The organism is Sulfitobacter sp. BSw21498, from assembly GCF_006064855.1.
Lineage (GTDB): Bacteria > Pseudomonadota > Alphaproteobacteria > Rhodobacterales > Rhodobacteraceae > Sulfitobacter.
Genome location: NZ_CP040753.1, coordinates 2,977,796 through 2,991,264, shown reverse-complemented (window position 1 = coordinate 2,991,264; position 13,469 = coordinate 2,977,796). Strand labels below are relative to the sequence as shown.

Here is a 13,469-nt window from a genome sequence, read left to right as displayed (position 1 = left end):
CCCCGCGCCCAATAAAAACGCATCGGATAAAAACGGCTCTGGGTCCGTCTTGCACTCTCTTTGGCCCTATACTATATGGGCGGTGAGAGGTTGGTGCGGGCAGGTGCCTCGCCAACTCGGTCAGATCCGGAAGGAAGCAGCCGTAACGAGACCCACTTGGGTCGTTATCAGCCTCTCACCCCAGCGTATTTTGCACAGCAAAATGCGCGCCGCCCCGCAGTGTCATCCAAAGGATGGCACGAGAGGGGTAGCCCGGTTCACCAACAAATTACCACACGCCACGCCCTGCCCCGGTGCATTTGCGCATCGGCATTTCGGCACGCTTGCAACCAACAGATCAGGTTACCCATGGGTAACCTAACCTGCTGTTTATATTGATTATTTTTTCGTTAGACCTGCGAACGCTCTTACAGCTGCTCTGCGGCAAAGGTATCGCATTGCCCGACCTGACCGCTGTCAAACCCGCGCTGGAACCAGCTTGAGCGTTGTTCGGACGTGCCATGGGTAAAGGTATGCGGTTGCGGGACGCGACCGGCCTGCCGTTGCAAATGGTCATCGCCGATCTTGCGGGCGGCGTTCAATGCCTCGTTCAGGTCGCCGCGCTCCATCAGACCCTGGACGTTTTTGGCCCATATGCCGGACAGACAATCGGCCATCAGTTCAAGCCGGACCGTCAGGGCATTCGCCTCTGCGGTGGAGGACTGGCGGCGCAATGCGTCGACCTGAGGCAGGATACCCAGTTCGTTTTGCACATGGTGGGCGACCTCGTGCGCAATGACATACGCGGCGGCGAAATCCCCGCCTGCCCCCATGCGCTGTGCCAGAAGGTCAAAGAATTGCGTGTCGATATAGGCCTTTTCATCGGCAGGACAGTAAAACGGGCCCGTCGCACCAGATGCGCCGCCACACGCACTTTGCGTCACGTTTGAAAAGACGACAAGCTTGGGCGGGACATATTCACGGCCCAACTGCTGTGGGAAAATCTCGCCCCAGACGTCTTCTGTGGTTGCCAGAACCTGTGCAGTAAATTGCGTGGCTTCGCCGTCACTTTCAGACACGGGTGCGCCCTGCTGGGTTTGCGGCGTGCCGCCACCACCGAGCAAGGGTGATACGTCTATTCCGGTAAAATACCCGATTGCCAGCACAGCCAGAACGCCGACGATCCCCAGACCGCCCGCACGACCGGCGCCCCCACCGCCCCCGCCGCGGCGCACCTCTACGTTTTTGCTTCGTCTGATGCCACGCAACCGCATAATTCTGTCCCCGCTATGTCAAATATTATTGTCAGCGTAACGCGCGAGGCGCACAATAGTTCAATGAATAAAAGCAATGAACTGGCCGAGAACCGAACCGATTGGGCCGAAGACCGCACGATCCTGGCGAATGAACGCACCTTTGCGGGATGGATGCGCACCGGCATGGCGTCGCTTGCGGTGGCGATCGGGCTCAAGGCGGTGTTTGGGGATTTCGACCCGACATGGGCCGCGAAAGCTGTGGCCTCGATCTTTGTCGTGGCGGCGGTCTACATTTTCTGGGCGGCCCATGATGCGGCGACCAAAACGCTGGACCGGCTGAACGACCACCATGCCAACGCCCAACCCAATGCGCGGATGAAGACACTTGCGGTGATTTTCAGCTTTGCCTCGGTTGCGGTTGGCGGCATCCTTTGGATGCTCTAGGTTCAGGGCCTTAATCGAATCTTGCAGGATCGTCATGACAGCACCCTCTGCCTATCGCGTATTGGCCCGCAAATACCGGCCTGAAACCTTTACCGATCTGGTCGGTCAGGACGCGATGGTACGCACGCTGAAAAACGCGTTCGAGGCGGACCGTATCGCGCAGGCATTCATCATGACCGGCATCCGCGGGACCGGTAAAACCACCACGGCGCGAATCATCGCCAAGGGGATGAACTGCATCGGGCCGGACGGCAACGGCGGGCCAACGACGGACCCCTGCGGCGTGTGCGAACACTGCGTCGCCATCATGGAGGGCCGCCACGTCGACGTGATGGAGATGGATGCCGCATCGAACACCGGCGTCGGCAACATCCGCGAGATCATTGATAGCGTGCACTACCGCGCGGCCTCGGCCCGGTACAAAGTCTATATCATCGATGAGGTGCACATGCTGTCGACAGGGGCGTTCAACGCGCTGCTGAAAACGCTGGAAGAACCGCCCGAGCACGTCAAATTCATTTTTGCGACGACCGAAATCCGCAAGGTGCCCGTGACCGTTCTGTCGCGTTGTCAACGGTTCGACCTGCGCCGGATTGAACCCGAGGTGATGATCGCGCTGATGCGCAAGATCGCCACGGCAGAGAATGCACAGATTGCCGATGACGCGCTGGCGTTGATCACCCGTGCCGCCGAAGGGTCGGCGCGCGATGCGACGTCGCTGCTGGATCAGGCGATCAGCCATGGCGCGGGCGAAACAACGGCCGTGCAGGTGCGCGCGATGTTGGGGCTGGCGGACCGCGGGCGGGTGCTGGACCTGTTCGATATGATCCTGCGCGGCGATGCGGCAGGCGCGCTGAACGAGCTGGGCAACCAGTATTCGGATGGGGCCGACCCGATGGCCGTGCTGCGCGATCTGGCCGAGATCACCCACTGGGTATCCGTGGTCAAGATCACCCCCGATGCCGCCGAAGACCCCACCGTTTCCCCCGAAGAGCGCACCCGAGGCGTGACCATGGCCGAAACCTTGCCAATGCGCGTCCTGACCCGTCTGTGGCAGATGCTGCTGAAGGCACTGGACGAAGTCGCCAGCGCCCCGAATGCAATGATGGCCGCCGAAATGGCAGTGATCCGCTTGACCCATGTCGCCGATCTGCCCAGCCCGGAAGAACTGGCGCGCAAGCTGGCCAACGCCACGCCTCCCCCTGCCCCGCCACAAGGTCCGGGCGGGGGTGCCGCGGTGCCCTCGGGTAGTGGATCGACCGGCGCAATGGGCAGCCAGCAGATGTCGGGCGGGCCCTCTGGTGGGGCGACGATGGCAGCACTTGCACCGGCCGTGTCCTCAGCGCTAGCCCAATATCCGACCTTTGAACATGTGGTCGAACTGATCCGCAGCAACCGTGACGTCAAGCTGCTGGTAGAGGTCGAGACCTCGGTCCGCCTTGCGGCCTACCAACCGGGCCGGATCGAATTCACCCCAACAGATACCGCCCCCCGCGATCTGGCGCAGCGCCTTGGCACGCGGTTGCAACTGTGGACCGGCAACCGCTGGGCTGTGACCATCGTGGGCGACAGCAGCGCCAAAACCATTGCCGAAATCCGCGACGCCAAGGAAAACGCGCTGAAATCGCAGGCCGAGAACCATCCGCTGATGCAGGCCGTCATGGCGAGCTTTCCGGGGGCCAAGATCCTGTCGATCCGCACGCCGGAAGAAATCGCCGCCGCCGCTGTGTCCGAAGCGCTGCCCGAGGTCGAAGACGAATGGGACCCCTTCGAGGACGACTGAGCCTGCCGGTCTCTTCGCCGCCTCTCTGGCCCCTGCCCCCCTTGTCGGAACGCGGCAAAGACCGCATATACATAAGCAAATAAAGCTACAGGAGACGACCACATGCTTAAAGGTTTGGGTGCCATGGGTGACATGGCCAAAATGATGAAGACCGCGCAGCAGATGCAGGGCAAGATGGCCCAACTGCAAGAAGACATGCACAATATCATCGTCGAAGGTGAATCCGGCGCCGGTCTGGTCAAGGCGACCTGCACTGCCAAGGGCGAGCTGAAGTCGCTGGATATTGACCCGTCGATCTTTAACGGCGACGAAAAAGAAGTCGTCGAAGACCTGATCCTCGCCGCCATCAAGGACGCGCAAAGCAAAGCCACCGATCGCGCCCAGTCCGAGATGAGCAAGCTGACCGAAGGCATGGGTCTGCCCGCGGATATGAAGCTGCCGTTCTGATCCTTCCCAATGGGGTTAAATCCTCGCCGAAGGCATTAAAACTCTTTCACACCAACGCCATGGGGGTCCACGGATGAGCAGCACACGCGACATTGATGCGCTCATCGACCTGATGGCGCGCCTGCCCGGATTGGGGCCACGCTCGGCCCGCCGGGCGGTGCTGCATCTGATCCGCAAGCGCGCGCTGTTGCTGACCCCCTTGGCCGACATGATGCAGACCGTGGCGGCGACGGCGCGTGAATGTGTCAACTGCGGCAATGTCGGCACCACGGACGTCTGCGATATCTGCACTTCGGAAAAACGCGCCAATGGCGAGATTTGCGTGGTCGAAGATGTCGCCGATCTATGGGCGATGGAACGGTCCGGCGTGTTCAAGGGGCGGTATCACGTATTGGGCGGCACGCTGTCGGCACTGGATGCTATTGGCCCGCAGGAATTGCGCATACCACGTCTGATCGACCGTGTGCGTGAAGATGCCGTATCCGAGGTTATTCTGGCGCTCAACGCCACCATCGACGGGCAAACCACGGCGCATTACATCGCCGACCAGCTGGAAGGTCAGGTGCGGTTGACGTCGCTGGCCCAAGGGGTCCCCATCGGCGGCGAGCTTGATTACCTCGACGACGGGACGATCACGGCGGCGATGCGGGCGCGCAAGCCGCTCTAGGCCGTTGACCCCGCCCTAATCTTTTTGCCCTGCCAAGCGCTGTCGCATCTGCGCAAGTTCGATTAGGGCTGCGTCGCGCTCTGACTCGAGCTGGGTGATGCTTCGGCCTGCGGCTTCGGTATTTACACCCTCCACCAGACGCGCGCGGGTGTCGGCGTCCAGCGTGGGCGAACCTAAACTGTCCCAGCGTTTTTGCTGGCTTGGCCCCAGGTGTTCCAGATAGCCCGCCATGCCGCCCGCGCCGCCGCCTAGATGATAGGCCATATGCGCCCCCAAGACCGACCAGCGCAGCCCCGGCCCGTTGACCAGCGCCATGTCCACCGCGTCGACATCCGCGATGCCTTCGGCAACGATATGCACCGCCTCGCGCCATAGGGCCGACGACAGACGGTTGGCGATATGCCCTACCGCGTCTTTTTTCAATCGCACGGGGGCGGAGCCGAGGCCGCGGTAGAATGCTTCGGCCCAGTCGACCACTTTCGGGTCAGGGCCATAGAGTTCGACCAACGGCACCAGATGCGGCGGGTTGAACGGATGCGCGGTGATCAGCCGGTCGGGGGAGTGCATCCCCGGTACAAGGTCCGACCACGGGTGCGCCGAGGTGCTGGAGGCGATGATCACATCGCGCGGCACCGCCGCTTCGATCTGGGCATAAAGCCGGTGTTTCAGCGGTATGTTTTCGGGCGCGTTTTCCTGAATCAGTACCGCGCCTCGAAGAGCGTCCTCTAATCTGTCGTGGACGGTCAGGCCGCCCTGCTGTGCGGCACCCGCCTTGATCTGTTGCAGCTGCGTCAAAGGCCCCGCCACGCGGGCGGCAAACCCGTCGCGGGCGCCCGTGTCGGGATCCCATGCGCGCACGGTGTGGCCGGCATGATGGAACAAGGCCGCCCAGCTTGCCCCGATCAGCCCGCAGCCCACGATGGCGACACAGCAAGGGGCCACGGCCGAAACGTCCCTAGTCAAGCGACAACACCGTTTCTGCGCCGTTTTCCAGCACGTAGACGCACCCCTGACCGTTCGACAGCTGCCCCAGTTCGTCGCGGCTAAGGCCACAAAGCGCACCGCGCAAAAGCTGCCCGCTAAGCCCGTGGGCGACGATCACGGTGGGTTCGGTCAGCGTGTCGACAAAGGCATTCACCCGCGCCTGAAACACGTCAAAGCCTTCGCCATCGGGGGCGGCGCAATAGAATTCCATATGCGGACTTTGCGGCGTGATGCCCTCGGGGAGGGTCTTGAAGATATCGGCGCGCAGGTGTCCCTCCCAGCTGCCGGCGAAAATCTCTTTCAGGCGATCGTCGGTCTGGTAATCCCGCCCGCCCAGCGCGATGTCAGCAGTTTGTCGTGTCCGTTTCAGCGGCGACACGATGCAGGGCGGGTTCTGCGCAAGGATCGGGGCCATCAGTTCAGCTTGTTGCTGGGCGTGGATCTTGCCCCGTTCAGACAGCACGGATTCGGTTTGGCCCTGCACCCTTCCCTCTGCGTTCCATTCGGTTTCACCGTGCCGCAGGAACCAGACTTTGGGATAGGATTTCATGATGACGGGCCTTTTATCGTGTTGAGCTTTCTAGCACTTTGGCTCAAGCGCCCGCAGAACGCCACCCACACAAAAATCAAGCAACAGATTACGATACGCCATGGGACTGTCGGGCACTTCGCTTTGCGCCAACCCCGCAATGCGGATGCCGCTCGCGACGATAGAAACCATCGAGGCCACGGTCAGCGACAGCAGCGCGGCAAGCTGTTCGCGGCCCGCATCGGGACGCAGACGCTCCATCTCGTCGAGGTAGACAGAAGCGACACGGTCATAAAGCGGGCCGGCTTCGAGATAGTAGCGTTCGTCGGACACTATCCGCGCCACCAATTGCGCATAGGCGCGCCATTGTGGATCCCCGCGCGAGGCGATTTCGAGGTAGGGCGTTACATAGGCGTCGATCAGGGTTTCCAGCGTCAGCCTTTCGGTCGCTTTCAAAGCGGACAGCCTGGAGATACGCAGCGCATTCAAGGTTTCGACCCGGCGTTTCAAAACGGTCAGGAACAGTTCTTGTTTCGTGCCCCCGTGAAAGCCGACAACGCCAAGCGTCACGTCGGCCTCTCGGGCAATCTGGCGAATGCTGATCGCATCAAAGCCCCGTTCGGCAAAGCAACGTTCGGCGGCATCAAGCACCCGCTCGCGGGTAATCTCGCCTCGGGCGACGCGCCCGTCTTTGCTTGTCCCGTCTTCCCTTCGGTCAGTCATGACAGCACGGCCCCTTCAGTCAGGTCATATGGTCTATTGATCTGCATCCTGCGCAGTCTGGCAGTATCGGAATATGCCCTGCGTCTCTTATTATTGCGTCGCATCGTGTTTTTTTACAAACGCTATCAATATCCCCGCTTTTCAGGTCGTTAAGAGCGAATTTGGCAGCGCTTAGCGATATCTGAATGTGTTTGCGACCCGAAATTGTAAAGAATCGCCTAATACCACAAGGAGCCAGCACCCGATGGTTGAACCTGTGAACAGAGCGACACGGCATACGCTAAACCGCCGAACCTGTACGTGTGTTACCGAAAACACTTTCAACTTGATTAACAGCATAGGGCCGACAAGTGATTCGTTTTCCATATATGCGTCCCGCGCTATGGGATGGCACGATCGTTGCCCTGCGCGCTTCGCCGCCACGCGGTGCACTTTCACGGCCCCGGCAGCGCAGTGGAGGTGGATATTTCAAACTAAGTGTACTATCGCATACCAAACTTTAGGAAAGGCTGGATACCATGGCTGACACGCAGACACCCGACATCATTTACACACAGGTCGATGAGGCCCCCGAACTGGCGAGCTATTCGCTGCTGCCGATCATCCGCAGCTTTGCCGATGCGGCGGGCGTTTCTGTGGGCACCCGCGATATTTCCCTGTCAGGGCGTATTCTCGCGGCCTTCCCAGACGCGCTGACCGAGGCGCAACAGCAATCCGATGATCTGGCGATCCTTGGCGATCTGGTGAAAACGCCGGATGCCAACGTCATCAAGCTGCCGAACATTTCGGCGTCGGCGCCGCAGCTGGTTGCCGCGGTCAAGGAACTGCAGGGTCAGGGTTACGCTCTGCCCGACTATCCCGAAGCCCCCAGCACGGATGCCGAAAAGAAAGCCCGTGCGGCCTATGACGCGATCAAGGGCTCGGCTGTGAACCCTGTTCTGCGCGAGGGTAACTCTGACCGTCGGGCAGCCAATGCGGTCAAGAAATACGCCATGGCGAACCCCCATTCGATGGGCACATGGTCCAAGGACAGCAAGACAAAAGTGTCCTCCATGTCGGGCGGTGATTTCTTTTCGAACGAGAAATCCCTGACGCTGACCGACGCGCAAGCCGGTGCCGCGAAAATCGTGCACGTCGGCGCTGACGGCTCCGAGACCGTGTTGAAGGACGGCGTGAGCTTTCCTACCGGCACTGTCGTCGACACCACGTATATGTCGGCCAAAGCGCTGGACAAGTTTCTGGCCGAGCAGATCGAAGAGACCCAGAAAGAAGGCACATTGTTTTCGTTGCACATGAAGGCAACGATGATGAAAGTGTCTGACCCGATCATCTTTGGCCACGCCGTGCGTGAATACCTGAAGCCCGTGTTCGACAAATACGATGACGCGCTGAAGGCGGCGGGTGTGAACCCGAACGCAGGCATCGGCGACATGATGGTCCGCATCAAGGATAACGCCGAGATCACCCAAGCCGTCAAAGACGCGATGGATGCACGCCCGCCGATGTATATGGTGAACTCCGACAAAGGGATCACCAACCTGCACGTCCCATCCGACGTAATCATCGACGCGTCCATGCCCGCGCTGATCCGCGCCGGCGGCAAAGGCTGGGGCCCCGATAACAAGGAACACGACACCAACTGCGTGATTCCTGACAATTCATACGCCCCCGTCTATGAAGAAAGCATTAATTACTTCAAAGAAACCGGCGCACTGGACCCGACCACTTCGGGCACTGTGCAAAACATCGGTTTGATGGCGCAAAAAGCCGAGGAATACGGGTCGCACCCCACCACCTTTGAGATTCCGGCTGATGGAACTGTTAAAATGATCGCCGCTAATGGCGACGTGATTTCAGAGCATGCCGTCGAGGCGAATGATATCTGGCGCGCGGCGTCGGCCCGCAAGGCCCCTATCGAAGACTGGGTACAGCTGGCCATTGATCGTCAAAAAGCCGAAGGCTGCGAGGCGATCTTCTGGCTGGACGAGGACCGCGCCCATGACGCAGAGCTGATCGCCTATGTGACGCCGATCCTTGAAGCCAAGGGCGTTGCGGACAAGTTCCAGATCATGTCCCCCGCCAAGGCGACACGCCAGACGCTTGAGACGATCCGCAAGGGTGAGAATTCGATCGCGATCACCGGCAACGTACTGCGCGACTATCTGACCGACCTGTTTCCGATCCTGGAACTGGGCACCTCGGCCAAAATGTTGTCGATCGTGAAGCTGATGCAGGGCGGTGGCTTGTTTGAGACCGGTGCTGGTGGTTCGGCCCCGAAACACGTGCAGCAGCTGGTTGAAGAAAACCACCTGCGGTGGGATAGCTTGGGCGAATTCTGTGCGTTGGGGGAAAGCCTCAAGTTCCTCGCGGACCAGAAGGACAACGTCAAAGCGGGCATATTGGGCAAAGCGGTAGACGCCGCAACCCAAGGCATTCTGGACAACAATAAATCGCCATCGCGCAAAGTAGGTGAGCCGGACAACCGCGCCAGCCACTATTACTTTGCTCTGTACTGGGCACAGGCGCTGGCAAGCCAGACCGACGACGCCGCATTGGCCGAACATTTTGCCCCCATCGCGGAAAAGCTGGCCGCGAATGAGGATAAGATCATGACCGAATTGGCAGAGGTTCAGGGCAAAGCGGTCGATCTGGGCGGGTACTTCCATTCCGACCCCGCCAAGACCGAAGCGGTTATGCGCCCCTCGGCCACGTTGAACGCCATCATCGGCTAAGGGTCACCTTGTTCGAGGCCTCTGCGCCCCGTCCTTTTACCAAAGGGCGGGGCGTTTTCGTATCCGACCGCTTTCGATCGGTGCAGATCGTTTGACGGGCAGCCGGCTGCGCCCTCGGCAAATAACCGTCCCGCGCCCAAGCTGTCAGTTGATCCCTGCGGGCAATCCTTCTATCGAAGAAAGCAATATTTAAACGCCGATAGATCAGGATATTTTCATGACCAAGCCGTTGAACAAAGTTACGCCGAACACATGGGAATTTCTGCGCGATCCGATGATCGTCCCCACCGGTTTTCGCGAATATGACGCGCGCTGGCAGTACCCCGAGGCGATCAACCTGCCCGGGATCACAGCGCTTGGCCTTGGTCTGGGCACCCAGATGCAACAGCGCGGGATCGAACCGGTCATCGCGGTGGGCAATGATTACCGCGACTATTCCCTGTCGATCAAGAATGCGCTGATGTTAGGCCTGATGCAGGCAGGTATTCACGTCAAGGATATCGGCCCCTGCCTATCGCCCATGGCCTATTTCGCGCAATTCCATCTGGATGCGCCCGCGGTGGCGATGGTCACGGCCTCGCATAACCCCAATGGCTGGACGGGCGTTAAGATGGGCTTTGAACGCCCGTTGACCCACGGCCCCGACGAAATGGCAGAGCTGCGCGATATTGTGCTGGAAGGGCGTGGCGAACAGCGCGCGGGCGGTAAATATGAATTCGTCGACGGCGTGCGCGAAGCCTATCTGGATGATCTGGTCGGCGATTTCAAAATGACCCGCAAGCTCAAGGTCGTCTGCGCCACCGGTAACGGGACGGCCGCCGCATTTGCGCCCGAACTGTTCCGCCGTCTGGGGGTAGAGGTCGTCGATAGCCACAACACGCTGGATTACACCTTCCCGCATTACAACCCGAACCCTGAAGCGATGGAAATGTTGCATGACATGTCCGACAGCGTGAAAGCCTCGGGTGCGGATTTCGCGCTTGGGTTTGACGGCGACGGTGACCGCTGTGGTGTCGTCGATGATGAGGGCGAAGAGATTTTCGCCGACAAGATGGGCGTCATCATGGCGCGCGACCTATCCGCGATCTATCCCAACAGCACCTTTGTCGCCGATGTAAAATCAACCGGGCTTTATGCATCTGACCCCGTGTTGAAGGCCAATGGGGCGACGGCGGACTACTGGAAAACCGGCCACAGCCACATGAAACGGCGGGTCAAACAGTTGGGCGCGCTGGCGGGGTTTGAAAAATCCGGCCACTATTTCTTGGCTGAACCCATCGGGCGTGGCTATGACTGCGGCATGCGCGTCGCGGTCGAGGTCTGCAAACTGATGGACCGCAACCCCGATATGAAGATGTCGGACCTGCGCCGCGCCCTGCCCCACACGTTCTCTACGCCCACCATGTCGCCCTATGCGTCGGACGAGGATAAATACAACATTCTCGACCGGATCGTCGCCAAGCTGAAAGACGTGACCGAACTGGGTGGTCGTCCGGTGAAAGAGGTCGTGGCCGTGAACGGTGCGCGGGTGATCCTTGATAATGGCAGCTGGGGACTGGTGCGTGCATCGTCCAACACGCCTAACCTTGTGGTGGTCTGCGAAAGCTCTGACTCCGAAGAAGAACTGCGCGCAATCTTTGCCGATCTGGACTCGATAATCCGGACAGAGCCTGACGTTGGTGACTACGACCAAACCTTCTGATTGCATCAAGACTCGCCAGAACCCCTTAAGTTGAGTAAATGTTGATGTGTCTGCCCCCAAGGCAGGCACATTTTTCATTTAGGGGCCCTGATGGTAAAACGTGCAGTGATCACCGGTATTACCGGTCAAGACGGGTCCTATCTGGCGGAGTTATTGCTGGAAAAAGGGTATGAGGTGCACGGGATCAAGCGGCGGTCGTCGTCATTGAACACCCAGCGGATTGATCATATTTATCAAGACCCTCACGAGGTTAACCCCGATCTAATCCTGCACTACGGCGACCTGACCGACAGTTCGAACCTGACGCGGATCCTGCGCGAGGTGAAGCCGGACGAAGTCTATAATCTTGGCGCGCAAAGCCATGTCGCGGTGAGCTTTGAGACCCCTGAATATACAACTGAGGTAAACGCCAACGGTGCCTTGCGGCTGCTTGAGGCAATCCGGTTTCTGGGCTTGGAAAAAACGACGCGCTTTTACCAAGCATCAACTTCTGAGCTGTACGGTCTGGTGCAACAGACACCACAGACGGAGGAAACACCCTTTCACCCGCGCAGCCCCTATGCCGTGGCCAAGATGTACGCCTATTGGATCACGGTAAACTACCGTGAGGCCTATGGCATGTATGCCTGCAACGGCATCCTGTTTAACCACGAATCCCCGCGCCGTGGCGAAACCTTTGTCACGCGCAAAATCACGCGCGGGTTGGCTAATATCGCGCAGGGGTTGGAGGAATGCCTGTATATGGGTAACATCGACGCGCTGCGCGATTGGGGCCACGCCAAGGATTATGTGCGTATGCAGTGGATGATGCTGCAACAAGACGCGGCAGAAGATTTCGTGATCGCTACCGGCGTGCAGTATCCCGTGCGCCAGTTCATCACGTGGTCTGCGGCGGAACTGGGGATCGTCCTGCGGTTCGAAGGCACGGGCGTGGAAGAGTGTGCCATCGTCGACAGCGTGCGCGGTGATGATGCCCCCGCAGTCAGCCCCGGCGATGTGGTGATGCGCATTGATCCGCAGTATTTCCGCCCTGCCGAAGTCGAGACGCTGCTGGGTTCACCCGCGAAAGCTAAGGAAAAGCTCGGGTGGGAGCCGCAGATCACCACACAAGAAATGTGCGCCGAGATGGTGGCGAATGACCTCAAGGTCGCGCGGCGGCATGCGTTGCTGAAAGAGCACGGGCTGGATCTGCCGATCTCGCTCGAGAACGGATAGGCCTATGCGGAAGATTTATATCGCAGGGCATCGCGGCATGGTCGGTGCTGCGATCTTGCGCCACTTGCAGTCGAGGGTGGTTGCTGGCGACGCGCTTGAGCTGATCACGCGGACCCATGCGGAACTGGACCTGACCGATCAAGCGGCGGTGCGCGACTTTATGGCGACTGAGCGACCTGATGTGGTGATCCTGGCCGCGGCCAAGGTCGGCGGGATCATGGCGAACAACAGCTACCCCGCTGATTTTATCTACGAAAACCTGATGATCGAATGCAATGTGATCCATCAGGCTTTTGCCACGGGGGTCAAACAGTTGCTGCAACTGGGCAGCTCCTGCATCTATCCGCGCGACGCTGCGCAGCCGATGGCAGAAGACGCGCTGCTGACCGGTACGCTTGAGCCCACGAATGAGCCCTATGCCATTGCCAAGATTGCCGGCATTAAACTTTGCGAAAGCTATAACCGGCAATATGGCACGGATTATCGCAGCGTGATGCCGACGAACCTTTATGGGCCGGGGGATAATTTTCACCCGCAAAACAGCCACGTCTTGCCCGCCCTGATTCGTCGTTTCCACGAGGCCGCACGGGACGGGCTGGAAGAGGTCGTGATCTGGGGCACCGGCAAACCGATGCGGGAATTCCTACATGTGGACGATATGGCCGAGGCGTCGCTGTTTGTGCTCGACCTGCCGCGTGACGTTTACGCCGCGCACACCCAACCCATGCGCAGCCATATCAACGTGGGAACGGGCCGCGATGTCAGCATCGCGGAGCTGGCGCAGATGGTGGCAGAGGTCACAGGGTTTAAAGGGCGGCTGGTGTTCGACAGGTCCAAGCCCGACGGGACAATGCGCAAGCTGATGGATGTCTCGCGGCTGGCCGATATGGGATGGCGCGCGCGCATTTGTCTGAAAGACGGGTTGCGCGAGACTTATGATTGGTTTTTGGCGAAGGAAAGACTGCGGAGCTAAATCACTCGCATTTGATTAATCTCTCGTTAGAATTT

The 13,469-nt window shown here is 59.6% G+C and carries 12 protein-coding genes and 1 other RNA gene; 9 read left to right on the top strand and 4 right to left on the bottom strand.

What is annotated here, in order from left to right; all coding sequences use genetic code 11:
- Positions 1–83: 83 nt before the first annotated feature.
- An RNA gene (ffs, locus tag E5180_RS14390) (signal recognition particle sRNA small type) lies at positions 84–181 on the top strand.
- A gap of 226 nt (positions 182–407) precedes the next feature.
- On the opposite strand, the gene ypfJ is transcribed toward ffs, so the two are convergent.
- A complete protein-coding gene (gene ypfJ / locus E5180_RS14385; protein ID WP_138924985.1) occupies positions 408–1,253 on the bottom strand; it encodes a KPN_02809 family neutral zinc metallopeptidase in 846 nt (281 codons plus the stop codon).
- 63 nt (positions 1,254–1,316) lie between these two features.
- On the opposite strand from ypfJ, the gene E5180_RS14380 reads away from it, so the two are divergent.
- The 4 genes from E5180_RS14380 (at position 1,317) to recR (ending at position 4,576) form a co-directional block, all read left to right on the top strand.
- The gene (locus E5180_RS14380) at positions 1,317–1,679 is read left to right on the top strand and encodes a DUF202 domain-containing protein (RefSeq protein ID WP_093731676.1); all 363 of its coding nucleotides are present in this window, start codon (positions 1,317–1,319) and stop codon (positions 1,677–1,679) included.
- Between the two features lie 34 nt (positions 1,680–1,713).
- The gene (locus E5180_RS14375) at positions 1,714–3,462 is read left to right on the top strand and encodes a DNA polymerase III subunit gamma/tau (protein ID WP_138924984.1); all 1,749 of its coding nucleotides are present in this window, start codon (positions 1,714–1,716) and stop codon (positions 3,460–3,462) included.
- Positions 3,463–3,564: 102 nt separating this feature from the next.
- Complete coding sequence (locus E5180_RS14370; RefSeq protein WP_138924983.1) at positions 3,565–3,909, top strand: YbaB/EbfC family nucleoid-associated protein; 345 nt, start codon at positions 3,565–3,567, stop codon at positions 3,907–3,909.
- A gap of 73 nt (positions 3,910–3,982) precedes the next feature.
- On the top strand, positions 3,983–4,576 hold the full coding sequence (gene recR, locus E5180_RS14365; RefSeq protein WP_138924982.1) for a recombination mediator RecR: 594 nt from the start codon (positions 3,983–3,985) through the stop codon (positions 4,574–4,576).
- A 15-nt stretch (positions 4,577–4,591) separates the two neighbouring features.
- Here the strand turns inward: recR and E5180_RS14360 are convergent, their stop codons facing one another.
- Genes E5180_RS14360 through E5180_RS14350 form a run of 3 tightly spaced genes read right to left on the bottom strand, consistent with a single transcriptional unit; the run spans position 4,592 to position 6,812 of the window.
- Positions 4,592–5,518 carry a 3-hydroxyacyl-CoA dehydrogenase NAD-binding domain-containing protein gene (locus tag E5180_RS14360; protein ID WP_138924981.1) on the bottom strand — a complete coding sequence of 309 codons (927 nt, stop codon included), beginning with the start codon at positions 5,516–5,518 and terminating at the stop codon, positions 4,592–4,594.
- 13 nt (positions 5,519–5,531) lie between these two features.
- A complete protein-coding gene (locus E5180_RS14355) occupies positions 5,532–6,110 on the bottom strand; it encodes a histidine phosphatase family protein (RefSeq protein ID WP_138924980.1) in 579 nt (192 codons plus the stop codon).
- Positions 6,111–6,140: 30 nt separating this feature from the next.
- A complete protein-coding gene (locus E5180_RS14350) occupies positions 6,141–6,812 on the bottom strand; it encodes a TetR/AcrR family transcriptional regulator (RefSeq protein WP_138924979.1) in 672 nt (223 codons plus the stop codon).
- Between the two features lie 518 nt (positions 6,813–7,330).
- Here E5180_RS14350 and E5180_RS14345 point away from each other — a divergent pair.
- The 4 genes from E5180_RS14345 (at position 7,331) to fcl (ending at position 13,434) form a co-directional block, all read left to right on the top strand.
- Positions 7,331–9,544, top strand: coding sequence for an NADP-dependent isocitrate dehydrogenase (locus E5180_RS14345; RefSeq protein WP_138924978.1), 2,214 nt, complete (start codon positions 7,331–7,333; stop codon positions 9,542–9,544).
- 217 nt (positions 9,545–9,761) lie between these two features.
- A complete protein-coding gene (locus E5180_RS14340; protein ID WP_138924977.1) occupies positions 9,762–11,246 on the top strand; it encodes a phosphomannomutase/phosphoglucomutase in 1,485 nt (494 codons plus the stop codon).
- 90 nt (positions 11,247–11,336) lie between these two features.
- A complete protein-coding gene (gmd, locus tag E5180_RS14335; RefSeq protein ID WP_138924976.1) occupies positions 11,337–12,461 on the top strand; it encodes a GDP-mannose 4,6-dehydratase in 1,125 nt (374 codons plus the stop codon).
- Positions 12,462–12,465: 4 nt separating this feature from the next.
- Complete coding sequence (gene fcl, locus E5180_RS14330) at positions 12,466–13,434, top strand: GDP-L-fucose synthase (protein ID WP_138924975.1); 969 nt, start codon at positions 12,466–12,468, stop codon at positions 13,432–13,434.
- Positions 13,435–13,469: the final 35 nt, after the last annotated feature.

Coding starts and splice junctions, on each gene's coding strand:
- ypfJ (WP_138924985.1), bottom strand. CDS start 1,253: ATGCGGTTGCGTGGCATCAGACGAAGCAAAAACGTAGAGGTGCGCCGC.
- E5180_RS14380 (WP_093731676.1), top strand. CDS start 1,317: ATGAATAAAAGCAATGAACTGGCCGAGAACCGAACCGATTGGGCCGAA.
- E5180_RS14375 (WP_138924984.1), top strand. CDS start 1,714: ATGACAGCACCCTCTGCCTATCGCGTATTGGCCCGCAAATACCGGCCT.
- E5180_RS14370 (WP_138924983.1), top strand. CDS start 3,565: ATGCTTAAAGGTTTGGGTGCCATGGGTGACATGGCCAAAATGATGAAG.
- recR (WP_138924982.1), top strand. CDS start 3,983: ATGAGCAGCACACGCGACATTGATGCGCTCATCGACCTGATGGCGCGC.
- E5180_RS14355 (WP_138924980.1), bottom strand. CDS start 6,110: ATGAAATCCTATCCCAAAGTCTGGTTCCTGCGGCACGGTGAAACCGAA.
- E5180_RS14350 (WP_138924979.1), bottom strand. CDS start 6,812: ATGACTGACCGAAGGGAAGACGGGACAAGCAAAGACGGGCGCGTCGCC.
- E5180_RS14345 (WP_138924978.1), top strand. CDS start 7,331: ATGGCTGACACGCAGACACCCGACATCATTTACACACAGGTCGATGAG.
- E5180_RS14340 (WP_138924977.1), top strand. CDS start 9,762: ATGACCAAGCCGTTGAACAAAGTTACGCCGAACACATGGGAATTTCTG.
- gmd (WP_138924976.1), top strand. CDS start 11,337: ATGGTAAAACGTGCAGTGATCACCGGTATTACCGGTCAAGACGGGTCC.
- fcl (WP_138924975.1), top strand. CDS start 12,466: ATGCGGAAGATTTATATCGCAGGGCATCGCGGCATGGTCGGTGCTGCG.